Source organism: Microbulbifer sp. YPW16 (assembly GCF_021290385.1).
GTDB classification, from domain to species: domain Bacteria; phylum Pseudomonadota; class Gammaproteobacteria; order Pseudomonadales; family Cellvibrionaceae; genus Microbulbifer; species Microbulbifer zhoushanensis.
The window spans coordinates 3644303-3667329 of the sequence record NZ_CP089928.1; the positions used below are offsets into that span (position 1 = coordinate 3644303).

19 protein-coding genes are annotated in these 23027 nt (G+C 60.9%); 7 read left to right on the forward strand and 12 right to left on the reverse strand.

The genetic code is table 11. The features are described from left to right. Window positions 1-59 precede the first annotated feature (59 nt). Window positions 60-2615 (forward strand): TonB-dependent receptor, encoded by a 2556-nt coding sequence (locus LVE68_RS15745; RefSeq protein ID WP_232941389.1) that lies wholly within the window; start codon window positions 60-62, stop codon window positions 2613-2615. A 52-nt stretch (window positions 2616-2667) separates the two neighbouring features. On the opposite strand, the gene LVE68_RS15750 is transcribed toward LVE68_RS15745, so the two are convergent. Then, window positions 2668-3585, reverse strand: coding sequence for an alpha/beta hydrolase (locus tag LVE68_RS15750; RefSeq protein ID WP_232941390.1), 918 nt, complete (start codon window positions 3583-3585; stop codon window positions 2668-2670). Window positions 3586-3861: 276 nt separating this feature from the next. On the opposite strand from LVE68_RS15750, the gene LVE68_RS15755 reads away from it, so the two are divergent. Next, complete coding sequence (locus LVE68_RS15755; RefSeq protein WP_232941391.1) at window positions 3862-6321, forward strand: DUF305 domain-containing protein; 2460 nt, start codon at window positions 3862-3864, stop codon at window positions 6319-6321. A 106-nt stretch (window positions 6322-6427) separates the two neighbouring features. On the opposite strand, the gene LVE68_RS15760 is transcribed toward LVE68_RS15755, so the two are convergent. The 3 genes from LVE68_RS15760 to LVE68_RS15770 all read right to left on the reverse strand — a co-directional run bounded on the left by LVE68_RS15760 (window position 6428) and on the right by LVE68_RS15770 (window position 9837). Next, the gene (locus LVE68_RS15760; RefSeq protein ID WP_232941392.1) at window positions 6428-7615 is read right to left on the reverse strand and encodes a DUF4785 domain-containing protein; all 1188 of its coding nucleotides are present in this window, start codon (window positions 7613-7615) and stop codon (window positions 6428-6430) included. A gap of 9 nt (window positions 7616-7624) precedes the next feature. Further along, a complete protein-coding gene (locus LVE68_RS15765) occupies window positions 7625-8491 on the reverse strand; it encodes a hypothetical protein (RefSeq protein ID WP_232941393.1) in 867 nt (288 codons plus the stop codon). A 959-nt stretch (window positions 8492-9450) separates the two neighbouring features. Further along, entirely contained in the window at window positions 9451-9837 is a 387-nt protein-coding gene (locus tag LVE68_RS15770) for a DUF2750 domain-containing protein (protein WP_232941394.1), read from the reverse strand. Between the two features lie 343 nt (window positions 9838-10180). On the opposite strand from LVE68_RS15770, the gene LVE68_RS15775 reads away from it, so the two are divergent. Genes LVE68_RS15775 through LVE68_RS15785 form a run of 3 tightly spaced genes read left to right on the forward strand, consistent with a single transcriptional unit; the run spans window position 10181 to window position 13895 of the window. After that, window positions 10181-10699 (forward strand): 2Fe-2S iron-sulfur cluster-binding protein, encoded by a 519-nt coding sequence (locus LVE68_RS15775; protein WP_232941395.1) that lies wholly within the window; start codon window positions 10181-10183, stop codon window positions 10697-10699. After that, a complete protein-coding gene (locus LVE68_RS15780; protein ID WP_232941396.1) occupies window positions 10696-11691 on the forward strand; it encodes an FAD binding domain-containing protein in 996 nt (331 codons plus the stop codon). Before LVE68_RS15775 ends, LVE68_RS15780 begins: the two co-directional genes overlap by 4 nt. After that, on the forward strand, window positions 11688-13895 hold the full coding sequence (locus tag LVE68_RS15785; protein WP_232941397.1) for a xanthine dehydrogenase family protein molybdopterin-binding subunit: 2208 nt from the start codon (window positions 11688-11690) through the stop codon (window positions 13893-13895). The genes LVE68_RS15780 and LVE68_RS15785 overlap by 4 nt, the downstream gene beginning before the upstream one ends. 56 nt (window positions 13896-13951) lie before the next feature. Here LVE68_RS15785 and LVE68_RS15790 read toward each other — a convergent pair whose 3' ends face one another. The 3 genes from LVE68_RS15790 to LVE68_RS15800 form a co-directional block, all read right to left on the reverse strand. After that, entirely contained in the window at window positions 13952-14464 is a 513-nt protein-coding gene (locus LVE68_RS15790; RefSeq protein ID WP_232941398.1) for an NlpC/P60 family protein, read from the reverse strand. A 321-nt stretch (window positions 14465-14785) separates the two neighbouring features. Next, window positions 14786-15448 carry a hypothetical protein gene (locus LVE68_RS15795; protein WP_232941399.1) on the reverse strand — a complete coding sequence of 221 codons (663 nt, stop codon included), beginning with the start codon at window positions 15446-15448 and terminating at the stop codon, window positions 14786-14788. A gap of 168 nt (window positions 15449-15616) precedes the next feature. Next, window positions 15617-16525 carry a LysR family transcriptional regulator gene (locus LVE68_RS15800; RefSeq protein WP_232941400.1) on the reverse strand — a complete coding sequence of 303 codons (909 nt, stop codon included), beginning with the start codon at window positions 16523-16525 and terminating at the stop codon, window positions 15617-15619. A gap of 118 nt (window positions 16526-16643) precedes the next feature. On the opposite strand from LVE68_RS15800, the gene LVE68_RS15805 reads away from it, so the two are divergent. Together LVE68_RS15805 and LVE68_RS15810 are read left to right on the forward strand one after the other, a co-directional pair. After that, entirely contained in the window at window positions 16644-17150 is a 507-nt protein-coding gene (locus LVE68_RS15805; protein ID WP_232941401.1) for a lactoylglutathione lyase family protein, read from the forward strand. Between the two features lie 32 nt (window positions 17151-17182). Beyond that, window positions 17183-17926 carry a type 1 glutamine amidotransferase domain-containing protein gene (locus LVE68_RS15810; protein ID WP_232941402.1) on the forward strand — a complete coding sequence of 248 codons (744 nt, stop codon included), beginning with the start codon at window positions 17183-17185 and terminating at the stop codon, window positions 17924-17926. Between the two features lie 38 nt (window positions 17927-17964). Here LVE68_RS15810 and LVE68_RS15815 read toward each other — a convergent pair whose 3' ends face one another. The 5 genes from LVE68_RS15815 to LVE68_RS15835 all read right to left on the reverse strand — a co-directional run bounded on the left by LVE68_RS15815 (window position 17965) and on the right by LVE68_RS15835 (window position 22943). Beyond that, on the reverse strand, window positions 17965-19161 hold the full coding sequence (locus tag LVE68_RS15815; RefSeq protein ID WP_232941403.1) for a hypothetical protein: 1197 nt from the start codon (window positions 19159-19161) through the stop codon (window positions 17965-17967). An 86-nt stretch (window positions 19162-19247) separates the two neighbouring features. Continuing rightward, on the reverse strand, window positions 19248-19982 hold the full coding sequence (locus tag LVE68_RS15820) for a CPBP family intramembrane glutamic endopeptidase (protein WP_232941404.1): 735 nt from the start codon (window positions 19980-19982) through the stop codon (window positions 19248-19250). Between the two features lie 126 nt (window positions 19983-20108). Continuing rightward, a complete protein-coding gene (locus LVE68_RS15825; protein WP_232941405.1) occupies window positions 20109-20519 on the reverse strand; it encodes an SRPBCC domain-containing protein in 411 nt (136 codons plus the stop codon). A gap of 102 nt (window positions 20520-20621) precedes the next feature. Further along, window positions 20622-21347, reverse strand: coding sequence for a hypothetical protein (locus LVE68_RS15830; protein ID WP_232941406.1), 726 nt, complete (start codon window positions 21345-21347; stop codon window positions 20622-20624). 207 nt (window positions 21348-21554) lie between these two features. Continuing rightward, complete coding sequence (locus LVE68_RS15835; protein ID WP_232941407.1) at window positions 21555-22943, reverse strand: glutamine synthetase family protein; 1389 nt, start codon at window positions 22941-22943, stop codon at window positions 21555-21557. Between the last annotated feature and the right edge of the window lie 84 nt (window positions 22944-23027).

Below are 23027 nucleotides of genomic sequence, written 5' to 3' on the forward strand. Positions count from 1 at the left end.
CTGCGACCAGCTGCGAACCTGTACCCTGCGATCCTAATAATAAATAGGGGACCCCCACCATGAAGCCTGTAACTTTCAAGCGGGCCCGGCTGCCGCTGGCCATTGCACTGGTGACACCACTCGCCGGCTTTTCACTCTCCATCTCTGCTGCCGAAAGCGCGCTGGAGGAAATCACCGTAACCGCACAGAAGCGCGAGCAGAACAGCCTCGACGTGCCGATTACCGTCGATACCTTCTCCTCGGATGATATCGTCGATACCGGCGCGCTGACGCTCAACGAAATGGATGCGTACATCCCCGGTTTCGATGCCGGTGATGGCCTGACCCAGGCCTCGCTGTCGATACGGGGTATTTCCAGCCCCAATATCAGTGCCGGTGGTGATCCCTCGGTATCGACTTTTTATGACGATGCCTACCTGCCCTCCGCCGCGACGACCATTGCGTTTTCCGATATGGCGCGGGTGGAGGTCCTGAAAGGCCCGCAGGGCACGCTGTTCGGGCGCAACTCGGCGGCCGGTACCCTGAGCCTGGTGCCGCGCCAGCCCTCGGAGGATTTCGAGGCCTTTGTTTCCACCAAGATCGGCAACTACGGCCTGGTCCGCAACGAGGGCATGGTGAATGCCCCGGTTACCGACAGCCTGTACGTGCGGGCCAACCTGCTGACGAACCAGCGCGACGGATATATCGAGAATGCCAGCGGCCGCGACTCCGGTGAGCAGGATGTGGTGACTGGCCGTATTTCCGCACTGTGGGATGTGAGCGAGGCGACCGACCTGCAGCTCTCCTACGACTGGGACCAGGTGGATAACTCCCCCCGCGCGGCCGTGGGCTTCAGCGATTTTGCCCTGAATACCGAGCCGTATTCCCGCAGGGTTGCCAACGACCTGATTCGCGGCGAGGAAACCCGCGATATGTACGCAATCAATGCCAAGCTGTTCCACGATTTCTCCGACACCCTGAGCGTCAAGGCGGTGCACAGCTATCGCGCCTTCGAAACCACCAACCGGGAAGAGGAAGACGGTACCGCCGAGCCCACCGTATACCTGGATACGAACAATCGCTTCGACAACGATATCAGCTATTCCGAGGTACAGTTCAACTACAACACCGACACCCTCAACGCCGTGTTCGGTGCCAACTATTCCTCCGAATCCATTCGCCAGGACACCACCGTCACGGCGCTGGCAGACTCCGCCATCCGCGTCACCACCACGGCCCTGGTAAACGACCCCACATTGCAGGGCATGATTGAGGCCGGCACCATTGCCGCAGCCAATGCGCAAACCGCACCGGCAGTGCAGGCGGGCCTGATCAGCCAGGCGGAAGCCGACGCGATAGCCAGTGCCGCAGCCGCAGATTCACTGGCTGCGCTGGCATCGATCGATCACCTGTGGGCGCCGGGGGACTGGGCCACATTCACCACCTTGCTGGGGCAGGGAGTGCTGCCACAGGACGGTGTCTATTACGATGCCGTCGCCCAGGCTCTCGGCACCAGTATGCTGTTCGGGCCGGAGTACGCCGGCATGACCTGGCAGGAGTCGGTAATCAATGAAGGTGAGTTTGTTAACTATGGTTTCTACGCCGATGCGGAATATGCTTTTACCGATCGCTTCCGCCTGTCGGCAGGCCTGCGCTACAGCCACGACAACAAGGAGTTCAGCTGGCTGGTGCCCGGGGTGGATTTCTCCCGCCCGACGGTTCCCGGTACCGCGCCAATTGAACCGCTGATCTTCCGCACTGACGACGGTTATGTTGTGGGTGACGGGCAGCTGGAAGCAGAGGACAACTGGAGTAAGGTTACCGGTCGCCTGGTGGGCCAGTACGATATCACCGACCAGGCCATGGTGTTCCTGTCCTATGCCACCGGCTATAAATCCGGGGGCTTTGACAGCCTCGACCAGTCCTCGGCGGCAAACCCGATCAAGCCCGAGGAAGTGGAGAATATCGAACTGGGCCTGAAGGGGGACCTGTTCGACAATCGCGCCAGGGTGCAGCTCAGCTACTTCGATATGACTGTGGATAATCGCCAGCGCAGCGTCGAGACCCTGCCTCCCGGCCAGACCAACGCCCTGCCGCGGGTAATCAACGGTGACCAGAGAATCGACGGTATCGAGGTGACGTTTGACTGGTTGCCCGTGGACACTGTGCGCCTGGGCCTGGTGACCACCCTGCGGGATACCGAGTCCGAGTGGGAAAGCTTTTACAATGCCCGCGGCGAGTTGCAGTCCGATCGCGAGAACGATTCTGCCGATACCGCCTATACCCTCACGTTCAACTGGTCACCTGAGGTGAGCTTTGGCTCGGTGGACCTGTACGCGGACTATATCTATGCCGAGAACAGTGCGGAAAGTGATCCCGCTGCTATCTCATCGGTAATGATCGCCGGCGTGGACACGCCTATCCCGGGTTTCGGTGAGGATACCCGGCTGCTCAACACCCGCCTGTCGTGGATGAGTGATAGCGAGCAGTATGAAGTTGCCCTTTGGGGCCGCAACCTGCTGGAAAACGAGGTGACTGGCAGTGTGGGTGGCCGTACGCTGGATGTTTTCGGCACTGGCTTCCTGGGTATCTCAGCACCGCGTACCTACGGCCTGGACCTGCGCTATAACTTCTGATGTATCCCGGGCACGGCGCCGGTGGCGCCGTGCCCGATTCCCCCCGAGTGATTCAGTGTTGGGTGGATGCCGAACTTGCTCTTTCTGCCGCGCGGCGGGCAGTTTCGATCTCGTCACTGAATAGCTGTCGCAGGCCGAACCGATAGGTCGCCGGGCTATCGGCAGCATGCGTGCCACCCTCGATGGTATTGAAGTGAATTTCCCAGGGCGCGTCCCCTTTTTCCTTCCAGTAGTCGTACCACTGGCGTGCACGTTCCCCCCTGGCCTGGAAGCGGTCGGCTGAGCCACTGGAGATTGCCAACACAAGGTCATCCCGGGTTGAAGGCGCCGGAGTGGCAAAGAATTGCTCCATGTCTGGCAGGAAACTCGGGTTGCCGGCAATGCGGCCCCAGAACAGGTCGGGGTGATTGAAGGCAGAGTAAAGCACCATAAAGCCGCCGCGACTCTGGCCGTAGAGAATACGGCGCTGGGGATCCGCCCGGTAGCGACTCTCCACTGCCGGTAATAACTCCCGTTCCAGGAACTGGTGGAACAGTGCCACACCACCGCTTCTCTCCCGATCTTTCGCCGGAGTGGAAAAATCGATGTCTCGCATGTTGATGGCGGGATCAAACGCGCCATAGGCAATGCCCACCACAATGGCTTCGGGAATTTTGTCGTCGTAGTGCAGGAACAGGTGGTTGGCGGCGAGGATGGGGAACATGGAGTCACCGTCCAGCAGGTAAATAACCGGGTACTGTTGCTCCGGGTTGTCCCGGTATCCCCCGGGGTAGCGCACATAGATATGGTAGGAGCGGCCCACGGTATTCGAGTCAAGGCGGAAATAATCCCCCTTGAGTGCCGGGAGGAAATCCAGGGGAACCTGCTGGTCTTGCTTGCCGGCTGGCCCGGATAAATGGTGGTTGTCGCAGGCAGACAGGCCTGTGGTGAGAATTAACGTGAGCAGTGTGGCCAGTAGTCGGTTGGTCAATGCCTGTTCCCCCTGTTCATTGATGGTCCCCATTACGGAAAATATTTAAGTGTCAAAAAAGGCGCTACAGCGGATCGCCGGTCCATTATTGTATTGGTATGTGATTGATTGTACCCGGGCGTACCTGTATAAAAATTATCGGTACCAATTAAAACATAAATTGCCTTGAACCCTCCCGGGCAACGCCGGTTGCCAGAATTGACGCGCACATTTTGTATCCATTGTGTTGGGGCGGACTGCAGTATTCGCAGGGCATCTACAAATGGAGTGACATCAATGACAAGACTGCATCGTTGTACCCACCAGTTTCTTTTTCCTATCGTCGCCGTTGCCGGCTTCTCCTGTGCCGGCCTGTTCAGTCCTGTCATGGCCAGCGCCGCCGACAAGGTGACTATTGTCCAGCCCGGTGCGCCGGGTGATGCGGTGCGGGAACTGAGCGCGAAAGAGGCGATCCAGGTTGCCGTCACCGCCTATTCCCCCGACGACGTCCGGTTTATGCAGGACATGATCCCGCACCATCACCAGGCGCTGCAGATGGCCGAGCTGGTTGCCGAACGCACCAATAACCCGGAAATCGTCGACCTGGCCGGGCGCATCGATGTGTCGCAGGAGGACGAAATCAGCTTTATGCAGGAATGGCTGCGGGAACGGGGTGAAACTGTGCCCGACCCGGAACACCACCACGCCATGGCAACCGACCACAAGATGGCCGGTATGGCCACGCCCGAAGAGATGGCCGAGCTGACAGCTTCCAAAAGCAAGGCATTCGACCGGCTGTTCCTGGAACTGATGATCGCCCACCACGAGGGGGCGGTGACCATGGTGGAGGAGCTGCAGGACAAAGCCGGCTCTGCCTACGACCCGGTACTGTTCGAATTCACTACAGATATTGTCAATGACCAGTCGGCGGAAGTGGAGCGCATGGGCAAGCTGCTGGCCGGCCTGTCGGAGGACCCCCGGGCGGGGCTGGCGGCCGGATACGCCGATGCCGGTGAGGCCATCCTGAACCTGAAGCACGAGGGACGGCTGCCGAAACCGGCCGGTTTCTACGACCCGGACAACGTGGCTGGCCTGCCACCGGAAAAGCCGGAGAAAGAAGGGGGTAAAAAGGCCGGGGACGAAGAAGACAAAGCCAAGTCCGGCAAGGACAAGGAAGAGCGCTGGCCCTTTATGAGCTTTGCCAACACCGATATCGCTTTCTCCGGCGATATCATGGTGGCCGGCAGCTACCACGGCTTCAATATCTACCGGCTGCCGGAGAGCGGCCTGCCGCAACAGGTGAGCTCGGTGGTGTGTCCCGGCGGGCAGGGGGATGTATCGGTGGTTGGCGACCTGCTGATCATGTCGGTGGAGCAGAACCGCGGCCGGCTCGATTGCGGCCTGCAGGGGATCAGTGAGGATGTCAGCCCCGAGCGCTTCCGCGGCCTGCGTATCTTTGATATCAGTGACCTTGAGCGTCCGAAGCAGGTGGGCGCGGTGCAGACCTGTCGCGGTTCACACACCCATTCCGTGGTATCCGGTCCCGGTGAGGACGGCAGGATCGTGGTCTATAACTCGGGTATTGCCCCGGTACGAGAAGAGGACGAGATGCCGGGCTGTGTCGATGATACCCCCGGGGACAAGCGCACCGCGCTGTTCCGCATCGATGTCATCGAAATACCTGTGGCCGACCCGTCAAAGTCACGCATAGTCGACAGCCCGGCGGTCTTTGCCGATCCCGGCTCCGATACGCTGGCGGGTCTGTGGCGGGGTGGCGATCACGGCGACGATACCCAGGAAACCAACCGTACCGACCACTGCCACGATATTACCGTGTTCCCTGAGCGCAAGATCGCGGCGGGCGCCTGCTCCGGCAATGGAATCCTGTTTGATATCTCCGACCCGCTGCAGCCGAAGCGGATCGATGCGGTGAACGACAAGGGGTTTGCCTACTGGCACTCTGCCACCTTCAACAACGATGGCACCAAGGTAATTTTCACTGATGAGTGGGGTGGCGGCTCCCGGCCGCGCTGTCGCGCATACGACCCACTGGACTGGGGCGCAAACGCCATTTACGACATCGTGGATGGCAAGCTGGAATACCGCAGTCATTACAAGCTGCCCGCCCCCCAGAGCGAGCAGGAAAACTGTGTGGCCCACAACGGTTCCATTGTGCCGGTGCCCGGGCGCGATATCTTCGTGCAGGCCTGGTACCAGGGCGGTATTTCCCTGATGGACTTCACCGACTCTGCCAACCCGGTGGAGATCGCTTATTTTGACCGTGGCCCCATCGACGATGAGGATATCGTGCTGGGCGGCTACTGGTCCGCCTACTGGTACAACGGCAGGATCTACGGCACCGAGATCGCCCGCGGCATCGATGTGTTCTCCCTGTTGCCCAGCCAGTACCTGAGCGCCAATGAGGTGGGCGCGGCCACAGTGGCCGACCAGGATGGCCTGTTCAATCCCCAGCAGCAGTTTCCGGTGGAGTGGCCGGCCCGGCCGGTAGTGGCAAGGGCCTACCTGGACCAGCTGCAGCGCAGCCAGTCTGTGCCTGACACCATGGCTGCCGACCTGGTGAAGGTACTGGAGAATTCGGAGTCACTGCTGCAGAAGCGGGCCAAGGACAGCAAGGTTGCGGGCCGGCTGGTGATGCTGGCCTCGCTGGCATCGGTCAATAATGATGATGAGGACGCGGAGAAGAAAACCCGCGCGCTGACGGAGTCCCTGGAGGGCATTGCCCGGGAGTTGCGCTGACCAGTGTGGTTGTGAATGCGCCGGCACTGGCGGGGCATATCCCGCAAGTGCCGGCGCACCGAAAAGGGCCTGGAGCAGGCCCATTGAAATCGCAGGCGTGAGCGGGTTATTTCAGCTCCCAGCTGCCCTGCATATAACCCAGCACCGACATACGACCCTGGTCCAGGAACTGGACACTGCGGACCTGGTAGGGTGCCTGCAGGCCGGAGGCCGCAAGCCGGGCCGTGTCGATGGGTACGGTCATCTCCCGGGCGCCGGCATCCAGCCACTCGGCCTGGTACGCCAGCATCGCCGGCCGGTACTCGCCATCGCTATCCACTCCGAAAACCAGGGCTCGCGCCTCATAGCGCCCCGCCTCCTGTACGTCCACCGACAGGGTCAGGCTTTGCGCATCGCTGCCTCCGACCGTGGCACTCGCGGTCTCGGTAAAAATATCTGCTGCGATCACGGCCACGCGTTCCACGGGCTCATTGCGGGCATTGCGCAGGGTTGAACGCACTTCGATCCGCCACAGCTCACCGGATACCGAGGGGGCATCCACGTTTACCGGCCAGTCCAGGGTATAGCGGTTGCCGGTACGCTGCCCGCCACCCAGCTCGTAGCGGTCGCCGCGCGGGGCGATCAGGGTGGCGGAGACCGATTCCAGCGACGCGCTTGCCTGGCCGGCCGCCTTTGCCTCCAGGGCCAGGGTGCCGGAGCGGCTGAAGCGCTTGCTCGGGGTCTCTACTGCCAGCTCGATATCGCTGCGCTTGTCCAGTACGTAGAGGATGTACTCGGCGTTCGCACTGGCATTGCCGTTGGCTTTCAGGGTAAATCGGCCGCGTCCCATATCTTCGGGGACCTTCATTACATGGGCACGGCCGTAGAAGCCGGGAAACTCCTGCCGCAGGCCCTCGCTTTTACGGTGCAGGGCGATGCTGTCGTCGCTCACCGGGCGGCGCTCGGTGCCATTGGACAGGGTCATGCCGCGCGGAATGTCGGTGTCTACCACCCGCCTGCCATTGCTGGCACGGTCGAGAGGGGAGACCTGGATCACGGCCTGCTTCCCGTCGACAAAAAATTCCGCACCGCGATTGAGTTCGGCACCGGTGACCTTGCGGTAAAAGGCGCGGCTCTGCTCCCGGGCACCGCTGTCGGCCAGTTGTTGTTCCTTACCCTGTTCCACCAGCTGGGAGAAACTGACCCGCTCGCGGCTGTCATTGAGAATCTGCTGGGCACTTGCCATGGTCGCTACCATCGCGGTGGCAGCCATGGCAAAGAACAGTGGAATTGCTTTGGTCTGTAGGTTTTTCATGGCGGCACCTTAAATATCGTTTCTCAGGATTACGTCGAGGTTGAAGCACTTGCGACGGCTCTGGTTGTGGCTCAGCGGCTCGCCCCCGGCGGTGGCGGAGGTGTCGTAAAACCACAGGCTGCCCGCGGCATTCTGCGAACTGCAATTCAGGAACCCATCGGAGCAGCTGTCCAGCCACTCCTGGGTGATCTCCAGCCCGACATTTTCCGTGTAGCCGCCACAGTAACTGTCGGGGTCCCACACGGCGCTCTCCACATCGCTGCCGACCACATTCCAGAAACCTACCGGGAGGGAGGGTCGACCGGCGGTGCCCAGCAGCCAGGTATCGTTGTAGTAATCCATCCAGCTGGTCTGCTGCATGCGTACCGCGTCGTTCTGGTAACCCAGGAGCCAGCCCACCGAGGCCTCGAATACATTGCCGGCCATCACGGCATCGGCCAGTGGTGTGCCGGCACTGGAGGCTGCCAGTACATTTACCCAGCGGGTACTGTTGATAATGGCGGGGTAGCGGCTGTCCCAGGTGGGGTTGGACAGGATCCAGCGCATCACGTTGCCACCATTGGAGTGGGTGATGACAACCAGGTCGTCAATGTTCATCGAGGTAATAAAATTGTGGAGTTGCGTCGCCAGGCAGCCGGCGGCGGCGTCATCCCACATGTACTCCTCGAAATCACAGTTTACCACCAGCAGGTTGCCGCTACTGGGCAGGCCCTGGCGGATCGATTCCACCATGCCGGATTTCCAGTAATCGTTATAGGCGTCGGACTGGTTGCCGGTGCCATGCACCAGAGCCACGCCGGTCACTGCGAACGCAGAAAGTGGCGCACAGAGCACTGCAAGCAATACTGCCAGCAATGGAATATTTCTCGTCTTCATCGATGATTCACCTTTTTATTGCATTGATTTTTAGCGGTGGAATATGAAGCTGCAGGAGAAACGGAATTGCCTTGTTCGCTTCCTTTCACATTCCGGCGGCAGCGGGCTTTTATTATTCGGGTATCCGCTGTCCGCCCGGTAAGTCGGGCACGGCATCTCGCCTGAGCCCGATTTCATACTACAGCTGCGCCTGTTGCCGAAAAGGCTGTTCCGGTTACAGTCACAGGAAATGTTGGATATTTGTGCGCTAGCGCAAAAAATATTTGCATATGGAGGAACCGTCGAAGAGCGGGACTGACGGCTGTGGCGTATTGTTCATTTTGACTGAATAGTCTGGAATCAAGCGCTGATAAAGTGACTGAAAGGTCGGTACATAATTGTGGATGAGCACCGTCCCTGCCCGGGTTGCGACCCCGCTTTTTAGCCCCGTGGTCAGAATCCTCCCATCAAATTTTCCAACCGGCTGTTGTCGCTCGCTGGAAAAAGAAGCCTGTGGTGCTGTAGCTTGAAAAAATATTCAAGAGGGTGATGCTGGTTGTGCTGGACCGCCGCGTTAATAATGCTTGTCGGCGCAAGAGCCGGATTCCGGCTCCTGTTGTGTCGTGAAGAATCGCCGGTTGTAATGAAGTCGGTGTACCTGCGTTGGAGTGTACCGGCTGTAAAGAAGCTCGCTTGTCCAAGGGGGCAAGCTGCAGATCCAGAGACAAACATACTTATCCCATTGTCCTCGCCGGCATGGTGGCGACTTCCGTTACCACGTTGGCGCAAGATAAAGGTGGGAGCAGTCTGGAGATGGAGGAAGAGGGGGTAGCTACTTCCGGGGAATGACAGTGTTTCCCGGTGTTGTGTGCGGGATACGCAGCCACTGACCCCGCTGGCTGCAGTCACAGGGGGCCCGAACTGCTTTGTGCCGGTACACGGCCAAACGCCGGCCAGGCCCGGCGCCTATTCTTTTTCTTCTAGAAGCGGGACAGTTCCTCGCGCAGGTCCTTTTCCAGGTCGGTGGCTTCCATGACCCACACATCCTTGTCCGGACCCGGGAATACACCCACCTCGATGCCATCCCTGTCCAGTCCCGGTAGCCATTTCTTGAGGAACTGGGGCAGGGCGATGCCCCGGGGGGTAAGGTCGCTGTCGTCGTCGGCGTAGGCAGCGGCAAAATCCTCACTGGGCCACACCGGCAGGTATTCGAAGCCACCCTGGTCCTCGGCGTGCAGCTTCAGGAAGTGCTCGTCACTGTTCACCAGGATCCAGACTTCCCGCTCCTCCCCGACCACATCCAGGAAGTAGTCGTAGCGGTCTTCGGTCTCCAGGCCGAGGATGGCCTCCAGCTCTTCTTTGTTCATACTTTGCATCGATTCCGTTTAAAAAAATTCTGCGCCGACTTTTCGGTTGCGCCGGCCAATTGTTCCTGCAGAGGCGGCCGCTTGCGGGCCTGTCAGTGTTCAATAGCACAGAACCGGTCCGCTGTATTGCCGGGACAGCAAGGCCCGCCATTGAGACATCGCGATCAGCTGCGCCAGATGCCGCTCATGATGCATCAAATTCATTCCGGTACCTAGTACTGCCGGCCTCCGGTATTTCCCGGCAGCGGCTGAAAGCAATGCTTGTTTGTGTCGGCCGGGACCATCGGCCCCTTCCCCTTGCACTACCATAAGCTGAAGCCCACAGCCCAGGGAGGGGACCGCAATGGCAGCAGTTTCGGTAAACGGACAGGACGTGACACTCAATGCGGATCCCCGCACCACACTGCTGGATACCCTGCGGGAGCAGCCCGGGCTGACCGGTACCAAGAAAGGCTGCGACCACGGCCAGTGCGGCGCCTGTACGGTGTTACTGGACGGGCGACGGGTGAATGCCTGCCTGGTCCTGGCAGTGCAGTGTGAGGGCTGCGAGGTGACCACGATCGAGGGGTTGGGGCAGGGGGAGCAGCTGCATCCATTGCAGCAGGCCTTTATCCGCCACGATGGTTTCCAGTGTGGTTACTGCACGCCGGGCCAGGTCTGTTCTGCCTACGCCATGCTGGAGGAAGTCGCCAATGGCGAACCCAGCGACGTTACCGGTGATGGGGAAGTCCGCCTTTGCCCGGCGGAGGTCCGCGAGCGCATGAGTGGCAATCTCTGTCGCTGCGGCGCCTACGCCAACATCGTCGATGCCATCCTCGACAGTGCCGGGGAACTGGGGCAGCGCGGGGAGGCGGGCCAATGAGACCTTTCGATTACCAGCGTATCGGCGCGGTGGAAGAGATCGGGGCGCAGGCCAGTGATCGCGCCAGCTTCCTGGCCGGGGGCACCAACCTGGTCGACCTGATGAAGCATGAGATAGAGACCCCGGAGCAGTTGCTGGATATCTCGCGGCTCGACCTGGCGCGGATTGAGGACGGCGAGGACGGCAGCCTGCAGGTGGGTACACTGGTAACCAACACGGCGCTCGCCAGCGATGCCCGCGTGCGGCAACGCTGGCCCCTGCTCTCCGCCGCGTTGCTGGCCGGCGCCACCGCCCAGTTGCGCAATCGCGCCACCACCGGCGGCAACCTGCTGCAGCGTACCCGCTGCTATTACTTTTACGACACCGCCCGCCCCTGCAACAAACGCAATCCCGGTGAGGGTTGCGGTGCCTTTTCCGGCCACAACCGCATCCACGCCATCCTCGGCGCCAGCGAGCAGTGTATCGCCACCCACCCGTCGGATATGGCGGTGGCGATGGTCGCGCTGGATGCCGGGGTCAGGCTGCGCGCGCCCGACGGCAGCGAGCGGGAGCTGCCGGTGGAAGAGCTGCACCGGTTGCCCGGTGACGAGCCGCAGCGTGACACCGTGCTGGCGCCCGGTGAGCTGATCACTTGGGTACACCTGCCGGCGCCACCCCCGGGCCGGCAGGTCTACCGCAAGGTGCGCGATCGCAGTTCCTATGCCTTCGCCCTCGTGTCGGTAGGCGTGATTCTGGCGCTGAAGGACGGCACGGTATCCAGCGTGCGTATCGCTTTCGGCGGCGTGGCCCACAAGCCCTGGCGCGCGCGCAAGGCCGAGGCAGCACTGCAGGGACGGCCGGCCACGGAGGAGGCGTTCCTCAAGGCTGCCAATGCCGAACTCGCGGATGCGAAAGGCTACGGCGGCAACGACTTCAAAATTCCACTGGCGCGGCGCACACTGGTGGCTGTCCTGCGGGACGCCGCGGGTAAGACAGGGGAGGCCAGGGCATGATGAATCCCGCAGCCATCGGCCAGCCATTTGACCGGGTCGACGGTCCCCTCAAGGTAAGTGGCGCGGCCACCTATGCGGCAGAGCACCCGCTCGATCACCAGCCTCTGGTCGGCTGGATCGTGGAGGCGACCATCCCGGCGGGGCGTATCAAGGCCCTGGAGACCAGCGCGGCGGAAGCCAGTGCGGGCGTGGTGGCAGTCCTCACTCACAGGAACAGCCCATCCCAGGTTCCCTTCGGTGAGCCGGATGATGAGGGGCGTTTCACCCAGTCCCGCGCCATGCTGGGCAGCGATCATATCCGCTATCACGGTTTCCCCGTGGCGCTCGTCATCGCCGACACACTGGCGAATGCCCGTCACGCCGCCGGGCTGGTGGAAGTCACCTGTGAGCCGGCAGACGCGGTGACCGCCGCCGGGGAGGAGGCGGACGAGAAACCCGACGAACTCGACGGAGGCTTGGAGGCGGATATCACCCGCGGTGATTTCGAACAGGCCTACAGTAGCGCCGAGGTCACCCTGGATGTCACCTACAGCACCCCGAACCAGGCCGCCGCCGCCATGGAGCCCCATGCCACCATGGCGGTGTATGACGGCAATGAGCTCTGGGTGTATACCTCGGTGCAGCTGATCGGCCCCGCAGTGCAGGTGCTGGCCAATACCCTGAAACTCAACCCGGACAGGATCCGCGTGCTCAGCCCCTATATCGGCGGCGGTTTCGGTTCCAAGCTGGGCCTGCACAATGAGGCCATCCTGGCCTGCCTGGGCGCGATGTACCTGGAGCGACCGGTGAAAGTGGTCCAGCACCGACGCCAGGTCTTCCACAATGCGCCGCACCGCGGTAACTCAGTGCAGCGCATTCGCCTGGGGGCGAGCCGCGACGGCAAACTGCAGGCCATCAGCCATGAGAGCTTTATGCCTACCGCCAGGGGTTACGCCTTTGCCGAGCCCAGTGGCGCGCCGGCCCGCACCACCTACCGCACCGATGCGCTGGTGAGCCGGCACCGGGTGAAGACTGTCGATATGTCACTGATCGATTCCTGCCGGGCGCCGGGGCACGCCATCGGTTCCCTGGCTTTCGAATCGGCGATCGACGAGATGGCCTATCGCTGTGGCCAGGACCCGGTGGAGTTTCGCCTGGCCAATATGCCGGAGAAAGATCCCGGCAGCGGCAAGCCCTTCTCCAGCCACGACCTGGCGGAGTGCCTGCGGGAGGGGGCGGCCAGATTTGGCTGGGGCAAACGCCAGCCACAGGGTGAAGTCCGCGGTCGCCAGCTGGTGGGCTATGGCGTGGCCAGCACCATCCGCATGAATATCCTGGTGAAGTCGAAAACCAGGATCCGCCTGTCCGCCGACGGCACCCTCACCGCCTGGGCCAACATGACCGATATCGGCACCGGCACCTACACCATCCTCACCCAGGTCGCTGCCGACCTGCTGGGCCTGCCGGCAGAGAGGATCGAGATCGAACTGGGGGACAGCGCCTATCCGGCCAGCTGTGGCTCCGGGGGCTCCTTTGGCGCGGGCAGCTCGGGATCGGCCCTGCGCGACGCCTGCCTGCGCTTGCGGGAAAAACTGGTGGAGATTGCGCGCAAGCAGGAATCCCTTAAGGATGCGGATTTCGACGGCGCCCTCTTCGAGGGCGGCAAGCTGGTACTTGGTAGCAAGCAAGTATCTCTCACCGAACTGGTCCGCCAGGGCGGGCCCGATTATCTGGAGGCCGACGGCAAGGTGGCGCCCGGCGAGGACCGCGGCAAGTACTCCCAGCATTCCTACGGTGCCCAGTTTGCCGAGGTGCATGTCGACCGGGACACCGGCGAGGTGCGGGTCCAGCGTCTGCTGGGGGTGTTTTCCGCCGGGCGCATCCTGAACCGCAAGACGGCCCGGTCGCAGTTGCTGGGCGGCATGGTGTGGGGAGTTTCTTACGCCCTGCTGGAGGAATTGATGCTGGATGAGCGCTACGGTGCCTTTATGAACCGGGATTTCGCGGAATACCACCTGGCGGTCAACCGTGACATCCCCGAAGTGGAGATCCACTTCCGCGAACAGCCGGACATGCGCTCCAACCCACTGGGCTCCAAGGGTATCGGTGAACTCAGTATCAGCGGTGCCGGCGCGGCGGTGGCCAATGCCGTCTACCATGCCACCGGCGTGCGCGTGCGGGATTTCCCCATCACCCTGGACAAGCTGCTGGAGCAGCTGCCCTGAGTTGGCCGGGGCCGGGGCGGTAAGAGGGAGGGGGCCAGTGCCGGGCTGGCGGGGCCCTAGCTGTTCAGGTCCAGCCGCCGCGCATGCCAGTAGCGGTCCCGCCAGTAGTAATCGCTCAGCCTGGAAATCTTCACGCCGTGGGAAGTCGAGGCGTGGAAGAACTTGCCATCCTCGATATAGATGCCCACATGCCGGCTCTTGCGGCCGGTCTTGAAGAACACCAGGTCCCCGGCGCGCAGGTCACTGCGCCGGATAGGTACCCCAATCCGGGCCTGGGTACTGGTGGTCCGTGGCAGCTGCAGGCCGAGTTGGTCCCGGAAGGTGGTATAAACCAGCCCGGAACAGTCGATGCCCCTCTTGCTCATACCGCCCAGGGCATAGCGGGTGCCTTTCCACTCCCGGTGCTGGGAATAAATCTTGTCCTTCACATTTCCGGTCTGCCCCGCGGGCTGCTGTCGCGCGCTGGACACTGCCGGCTGGTCCGGGGAGTGACGGTAAGGGGAGAGGCTACAGCCTGTACTGACGATGGCCAGGAACAGGACGGATATCAGCAGCAGCTTCTTGCTCATGGGGCGCTCGCGGTTATTCCGGATTATTGTGCCCGCCGGTCGCCAGCATCCGGATAGTGCCGGTGGGCAGTATCAGGGCGGTGGTGCGCGGCGACAGCCCCGGACAGGCGGGGTACGTGTAAATGGTATCAGGGTACTACTTATTGGGTTTACCTTATGAAAGCCTGAGCGCCAGAATGTTCCCCACTTACCTTCTGGTTGTTTTTTAACCGTTTTCAGGCCGCTCTAATCGGCTTCCCGCCAGACCGGGCCATGCCCAGCCGGGCCCGAATACCCGGGGCCAGCGCCGGGCTGCTTATTTAACCCGGTACCCATGACGGATTACCCGGCCTGGACGGCTTCCAGTTTTCCCGGTGCATATTTCCAGTAGCAGTAGCCGATGCAGGTCCAGGCAGCCAGCAGTGGGAAGACAACTGTCTGTTCGAGGTTCAGGCCAATATTGATGCCCAGCCTCACCACAGCCATTGCGGTAAAGGTAAATGCCAGGATCATGCGCACCATATGCCGGCGAATCCAGAAGGGCCTTTCCCGATCCCGGTTTTTCCACAGGGCCAGGTCCTGGAACAGGATAAAACCAAAGGTGGTTGCCAGCAGGATGGGGCCAGCCTTGGGTGCCCCATCGATCGACAGGAACCGGACAAATTGAATCGAGGTGAACAGGAACAGGAGCAGGGGAATGATGACCAGTAGCCGGTCCCAGAGAAAGGCAAACCTGCCATCGTTATTGATTGAATTGATGGCACTGGGGATGCAGTACAGCACCGCAACGGTCATCACCAGTGCCAGGGGCAGGAATTTATAGGCCATGAAAATGGCGGTTGATATTGCCACCAGGATCATCAGGTAAGAAAAAACCTTTCCCGATGTGACATGAACGGGTGTCCCCTTTTTGGTGGAAAGCGCCACTATCCCGGCGGTAAAAGCGATAGAACCAAGCACCACGTGGATGAAATAGCTGAAGGGATCGAATGGTTCCCAGATCATCTTGTGCTCTCTACTAGATTTTATTTGAGCACTTAAATTAGCGATCCGGGGGCTGGACGGTCAATTGCATCCTTGCACAAACTTTGCGAGACAGTCAGTAAAGTAAGTTGTGGCGATTAAATGGCGTGAAAATCACTCGGTATGGCTGCGGTTGGTCATGCGCCCGGGTTATTTTCTCAAGTTGCGCGCCCCGAGTTCCTGCTGGATACAATCGATAAACCACCGGTAGCGGGAGGGCAGGGTATAGCGCCTGCGTTTTACCAGGAACAGTTCTTCATAGGTATCGTGTGCCAGCCGTGCGGTGACGATTTTCTCGCGCTCGGGAAAGCTGCGCACGGCGGATTCCGGAAGCACCGTAAAGCCGGTGCCCGCCGCAACGGCCACCAGGATCTGGTTGATCTGGTTGATCGAGCCACTGCGCGGAATACTTTGCAGCCCCTCGAATTCTTCCCCGTACGCGGCGGCCAGGACTTTCTGCGCATACTGGATGCCGTCCGGATGCTCCACAAATCCCAGCGCCTGCAGTTCCCCCAGCCGGGGGCGGGCCGGTGCGTCGAGCCTGGCGCTGGCGGGCAGGGTCAGGCACAGCTGCTGGGTGCCGATCGGGTCCTGGCTCAGCTCCGAGTGCTTGTCGGCAATGGTGGTGATACCGATATCCATCTGGTCGGCGCGTATCAATTCGCGGATACGGCGGTTGGGTGTCGCCTCCAGCAGCACCTGCAGGCCCGGGTGCTGGCGCTGGTACTCCAGGAAGCGGGGATATAGCAATAGTGCCAGGCTGCCGGAACAGGCAATGCGGCACTGGCCGCTGTAGGGATCATCGCGCCCGATATGTTCCAGCAGGTCCCGTTCCTGGCGTGCGGCCCGCTCGGCAAATTCCGCCAGGGTGCGGCCGGCCTCGGTGAGCTCGAACTTCCTGCCGCTGCGCTCCAGCAGCTTCTGGCCCAGCTGGTTTTCCAGCTTGCGGATGTGCTGGCTGACCCCGGGCTGGGTCATATGTAGTTGTTCGGCAGTGCGGGTGAACTGGCCGGTGGCCACCAGGGTGCTGAAGGTCCTGAGCCAGTGGTAGTTGAGCAATTCGGTGTCCCCAAAAGTATAACCTGGTGTTATGTGAGAGATTATAAATCATAATTTTTTGCGCATCCTCATCCCGGTTACCATGGCGCTACTTTGAGTAACCGTCCCAGGAGTTGCAGTGAGCAAGACACCCTATCCCAGGAATTTCTCCCATATTGGTATTTCGGTCCCCGATCTCGAGGCGGCAGTGCGCTTCTACACGGAAGTGCTGGGCTGGTACCTGATCATGCCGCCCACCACGATTACTGAGGATGACAGCGCAGTTGGCGTGATGTGCACCGATGTATTCGGCCCGGGCTGGGGCGAATTCCGGATTGCCCACCTGTCCACTGGTGACCGTATCGGCGTTGAGCTGTTCCAGTTCCGCGGCCAGGAGAACCCGGAGGACAATTTCGAGTACTGGAAGACCGGCATCTTCCACTTCTGCGTACAGGACCCGAACCTGGAAGAGCTGGCAGAGAAGATCGAGGCGGCCGGTGGCAGGCGCCGTATGAAGGAGCCGCGCTATTACTACCCGGGGGAAAAGCCCTACCGCATGATCTATATGGAAGATCCCTTCGGCAATATCCTGGAAATCTACAGCCACAGCTATGAACTGACCTACGGCAGTGGCGCGTACCAGTAATCCACCTGAGCAATAAAGAGAGGACGCTGTATATGAAACTTATCAAGACATTTGCGCTGTTATGCGCAGCCCTGTTCCTGTCCGTCACCGCCCAGGCAGAACAGCCGCGGGTACTGATGGTACTGACAAGCCACAGCGCCATGGGCGACACCGGCGAGAAAACCGGTTACTGGCTGGGGGAGTTTACCCACCCCTATTACGTATTCCGCGACGCGGGGCTGCAGGTGGACGTGGCGAGTATTGAAGGTGGCGAGGCACCGATCGATGCGCGCAGCCTGGAGGAGAGCGATGCGGTCAACCAGCGTTTCCATAAAGACGACGAGGCCCAGAAGCTGGTGGCCAATACCCGCAAGCTGTCCTCGGTGGACCCCGCGGGTTACGACGCTATCGTCTTTGTGGGTGGCCACGGCACGGTGTGGGATTTCCCGGGCAACGATGACATAAGCCGGGTAGCCGGTTCCATTTACGCCAATGACGGCGTGGTGGCCGCAGTCTGCCATGGCCCGGCGGCACTGCTGGACCTGGAACTGCCGGATGGCAGCAGCCTGGTGGCCGGCAAGAAAGTGACCGGCTTTACCAACGAGGAAGAAGCGGCCGTCGAACTGACAGAAGTGGTGCCCTTCCTGCTGGAAGACAAGCTGAAAGAGCAGGGCGCGACCTTTAGCGAGGAACAGCCGTTTAGCAGCCATGTGGTTGTCGACGAGCGGCTGGTGACTGGCCAGAACCCGCAATCCGCCGCCGACCTTGGCAAGGCAGTGGTGAAGCTGCTGAAGTAATCGGGTTGATAGGGGCACGGAGGCCCCTTCCGGCGATACTAGTCCCCGTCCGGGCTCCCTTTCGACAGTTCCTCCAGTCTCTCGAGCGCCTTGCGGACATGTGTTTCACCGGTACTGGCGTCGACCACAGACGACGGTTCCTCTGCACCGTAACCACCCAGTGCCGCATCGGCAGCGGTAGGCACATAGCGCAAGTCACCGTTACTCATACCAACGAAGAGTGTGGTTTCCACCGGGCTGCCGCTCTTCAACTGCCTGCCGAGTGCGTCGAAGTATTCACCGGGGAAACTCACCAGCGAAATATCCGGTGTGAGCATTAGCAATCCCAGTTCGGCCTCGGGGTCCCGCATGCGGATGGTGTCAAACCGGAAATGGCCCCGGCCCTTGAACTGCTGCAGGTTCCGCAGTGCCCGCACAGCGTTGCCCGACAGGACCTCGCCCAGCCGCCGGGCCTGCGCCCCGGCTGCGGAAAAGGGTTTGGTATCCGCGTGGTAGGGGTTTACATCGCCCGCGGCACCCAGGAAAAACATGGAGTGGCCACCAAATTCCCGCTTGAAGGCGCTGCGCAGGTAACCCGGATAGTCCGCGGACACCAGTGCGCGCTGCAGGTCCATGGTCACCACCGGGTGGGCGCTGTAGTTGAAAATTGTCAGGAAGGGGTGCCCGTCCCCGTCACGCAGGTGGACAATCCCCAGCGTGTCATCGACCGGGCGATTGGGAATCCTGCCTGGGTTGGTCCATAACATTTCCACCCCGTCTTCCCGGATAATCCTGCGGTTGTAGGCTTCATCGACCTGAACCCGGGTGGCACCGATGGTAACCGGCTGCATTTGTTCTTCCGCTTGTGCAACGCTGGTGAGGATGCTGTCGCGCACCCGGGCCATCGACTCATCCACCAGGTAGCCGCCGTGGGTGTGGGTGGCGGCGATCATCACATGGTCGAATCCCCGCTCCTGCAGTTGCTGTTTCAGCACACGGAAATCCGGTTCTCCCAGCGCCAGCAGGTCCGCCGAAACCAGTGCGACCCTGTGGCTGCCATCCGACAGCGCGGCAGCCTGGATATAGAGGGGATCGCCAATGGACTGGACCTTCCCGGTCCCGCCGCCGACCAACCCCAGGGTATCGCCTACCTGCGTTGTGATTTCTGATTCGGCAAAGCCCGCCATGTAGCCTGCGGAATAAGCCAGGGGCGCGAAGGCCAGGAGTGCGAGTAGCAACAGAAGTGGAACGGGCATGGCCGTCGAGGCCCCCTTCGAGTGTTTGTCTGGTTTCCGAATGACGACCATCACCTTACCCGGGCACGCTGATCCCGGCCACAGTCTCATTGGCTGCCTGCTACCATGGCAGCGTAGGCCAACCCGTTACCCACCATATGCGCCACGATGGGCGGCCACAGGGAGCCGCTGAACCAGTAGAGCGCGCACAGGGCCAGTGCCATCAGCGCGGCGCTGATGGCCTGGGGTGGGATGATATGCATGGCCCCGAAGATCAGTGAGCTGACCAGCATCGCCAGCCATACCGGCCGGTGCCCTGTCATCCAGGTAAACAGGAAGCCGCGGAAGAATGCCTCCTCGGCTACCGGGGTCAGCACCACCGTGCAGAGGCCCAGCGCAATGCCAACCACCAGGCCGCCATCCGGGGTGCCATAGGGGTTGGCCATAAACACTGCCCAGTCCGGCACCGCCACCGCCATCCAGCGGGCCAGGCCCAGCCGCAACAGTAGCCCGGCAATGGCGACCAGTACCGCGAGGAGTATCCAGCCCCAGGTGGTGGGGCGGAAGCCGAGGGTGGCCCAGCCCAGGCCCCTGGTGCGCAACGCCAGCCAGAGTACCCCCAGCAGCAGGGCGGCCTTGGTGAGCTGCATGGTCAGCAGGAGGTGCTGGGGCAGGCCGGGCCCGTCGCCCAGGTAGGCGTTGAAGCCGATGGTGTGTTTGACCAGCAGCATATGGGCGGCACTGGCGGCGGTATAGAGCAGGGCGAAGCTGCCCAGGACCAACAGGCCACCGGGAAATCGCCAGGGAGAGGTGGGTCGTTGCAGCAGCCGGGCTTGTGCCATTCCATGGTCTCTCGGGCTGGGGTGCGCGGTGTTCGCGGGCACCGGTATCGGGATTACCGCATGCAGGGCCGGTCCTGCAGGGTGCTGCCGGCCGCGTCGGGATAGGTGGACGCAACATGGCTGGTGTCAGGCGGTTACCGCCTCCACATGCCGCTTGAGGTTGTCCAGGATAGCCTGCCAGCCCTCCCGCTGCTGCTCGATGGAGTGGCTGCCCTCGCTGTCGAAGGTTACCCGCACAGTGACGGTGTCCCCGTTCTCGATAAACTCCACCTGCGCCTCGCGATCGCCAAATGTGTATTCGATCAGGCTGTTCTCGACAAGACGGGTATAGGTGCCTGCAAAATCGAACCCGATGCTGCCGTCCTTGGCTTCCATGCGCCAGCAGAAGCTGCCGCCCTCGCGCAGGTCCACGGTGGCGCGGGTCGTGTGCCAGTCGGCGGAGGCGGCATTCCACTGGGTGATGTCCGCCGGTGTTGTGTAGGCCTTCCAGGCCCGGGTAACCGGGCAATTCACCTGGGTTTCTACGGATATTTTCATGCTGATTCGTCCTTGAATGTATTTACCCTGGACCGCCCTGCGCGAGGTTTTTCGCGTCAGGCAACATATGGACTACCACCTGATCCCAATGGTGCCAAATTCCTATTGAAACCAGAATACTGCCGATTGCCCGAAAGCGGTCATTGGGATTACGGCGGCAAACAGAATCAGGGATACGAAATAGGCCGCCGAGCCCCACAGGTAAACCGGATGCACCTTGCGGTACTGCACCAGTTCATAGCAGATTGGCGTCAACAGGAGCACCAGCAGGCACAGGAAAGTAAACGCGCCCTCATGGATTGGCTGGCCATCGAAAGCGGCGATACGGCTGGTGGCCGCGGTCATCATGGCGATGGTGGCGAGCAGGACAAATCGCTTGTGCAGTTGCAACTGTTTGCGAAAGGCCATGCCCAGGACAATGAAGGCCGCAAAACTCAGGACCAGGTGAAAATTGGCCCAGACGCCTGAAGCCTGGAGGATCAGTGGGCCGACCTCGTCCGTGGGAGTGAACTCATTGGCAAAATGCGCCGTCATGATACTGCCATTGATGACAATGGCGATGGCCAGGAACAGGCCGATAAAACCCATGGTGCGGTGTGCCCGAAAGCTGAGGCTTTTTGCCGCAATGGCCTGTGCGCAGAACAGCAGGTACCAGGCGGAGAAGGTGAAGCCGTGGATGATACGTGTGGTATCCAGCTTCGGGTTGGGTTCCGTGAGTGGGGTAAAGAAGAATGTGGGACCGAAGCCAACGAGATTGATCAATAGCAGGGCGAATGCCATGCCCAGAAAGAGTGTGAAACCCTCGTTATTGTAATTGTTGGTTTCCATTGTATTTTCTTCCCATTTCTTGGTTGTTTCTATTCTCTGTTGTTATTTTTCCCATGGGCCGGGGCTGACCCTCCAGGAGGGCCAGTAAATATGCATGGATATATCCCAGAATACTATGAAATATAAATAATGCTCAAAGCAAACTCGGCTCCCGGGCACCGGGTGCTTTACCCAACCCGGCCCCGGTGAGACTTACGAAAACGCCTGCTAGACGTTCAGCAACAGGTGCTCCCGTTCCCACGGCGAGATCTCCCGGTGGAACTGACGCAGCTCCTCCATTTTGACTTCCGCATACAGCTGGCAGAAGTTCCTGCCCAGTGTCTCGTGAATATCCTCCGCATCTTCGAAGATGCGCAGTGCCTCATCGAAGGTGGTGGGGATATACGACTGGGCCTGCTGCTCGTCGTCCAGTTCACCCTCGGCCGGTGCGCTCGGTTCGACCCGGTTCACCATGCCCAGGTAACCGCAGGCCAGGCTCGCGGCAATGGCAAGGTATGGATTGGTATCCACCCCGATCACGCGGTTCTCCAGCCGACGGTCCTGCGCGCCGGAATGGGGTACCCGCAGTCCTGTGGCACGATTGTCATAACCCCAGGCGGTATTGGTAGGCGCGCTGGAATTGGCTTCCGACTCGAATCGCCGGTAGGAATTCACATTCGGGGCAATAAACGGCATTACCTCGATCAGGTGCTTCTGGGTGCCGCCAACGAAATAGCGGAACAGGTCCGTCGCATTGCCCTGCTCATCGGAGAAGATATTCTGCCCGCTGGCGATGTCCACCACGCTCTGGTGCACATGCATGGCACTGCCGGGTTGGTCGCGCATGGGCTTGGCCATAAAGGTGGCGAACATGCCGTTTTTCAGCGCCGCCTCCTTGATGATGCGCTTGAAGTAGAATACCTGGTCCGCGAGCAGCAGCGGGTCGCCATGGGTGAGGTTGAACTCCACCTGGCCGGCGCCGTCCTCCTGGATCACCGAGTCGATATGCAGGCCGGCGGCCTCGGCAAAGTCATAGATGTTATCGATCACCGGGCCGTACTCATCCACGGCACTCATCGAATAGGACTGCAGTGCTGTTCCGGAGCGGCCGCTGCGCCCCACGGGGGGCTGGATCGGCTCGTTGGGATCGACATTCGGCTTGGTCAGGTAAAACTCCAGTTCCGGCGCGATGACCGGTTTCCAGCCGTGTTGTTCATACAAACCGATGATGTGCTTGAGTACATTGCGCGGTGCACAGAAGATCGGCTTGCCGTCGAAGTCCCGCAGGTCGTGGATGATCTGCAGCGTGGGCTGCTTCGCCCAGGGGGCCGCCATTGCGGTGGACATGTCGGGCACCAGCACCATATCGCTCTCGGCCCACTGGTTAGCGATATCCATCTCCACATCCTGGCCGGTAATGGTCTGGTAAAAAATGGAGATCGGCAGGAAGATCGGCTTGTCCGGTGAGAAGTTCTTCTGGGGCATCGCCTTGCCCCGGGACATACCGTTCAGGTCGGGGATGATGCATTCCACCTCATCCAGCCTGCGGCCATTGCGATAGGCCTGGAAGGCTGCGGGTAATTCGTCCAGCCAGGAAGGGCTATCAGACTGACTCATGGTGACTCCGGCGCGGAATGAATTGTGCGCACAGTGTAACCGAATTGCTGTTCACGGGCGCGGCCAGGAGGCACGCTGGAAATA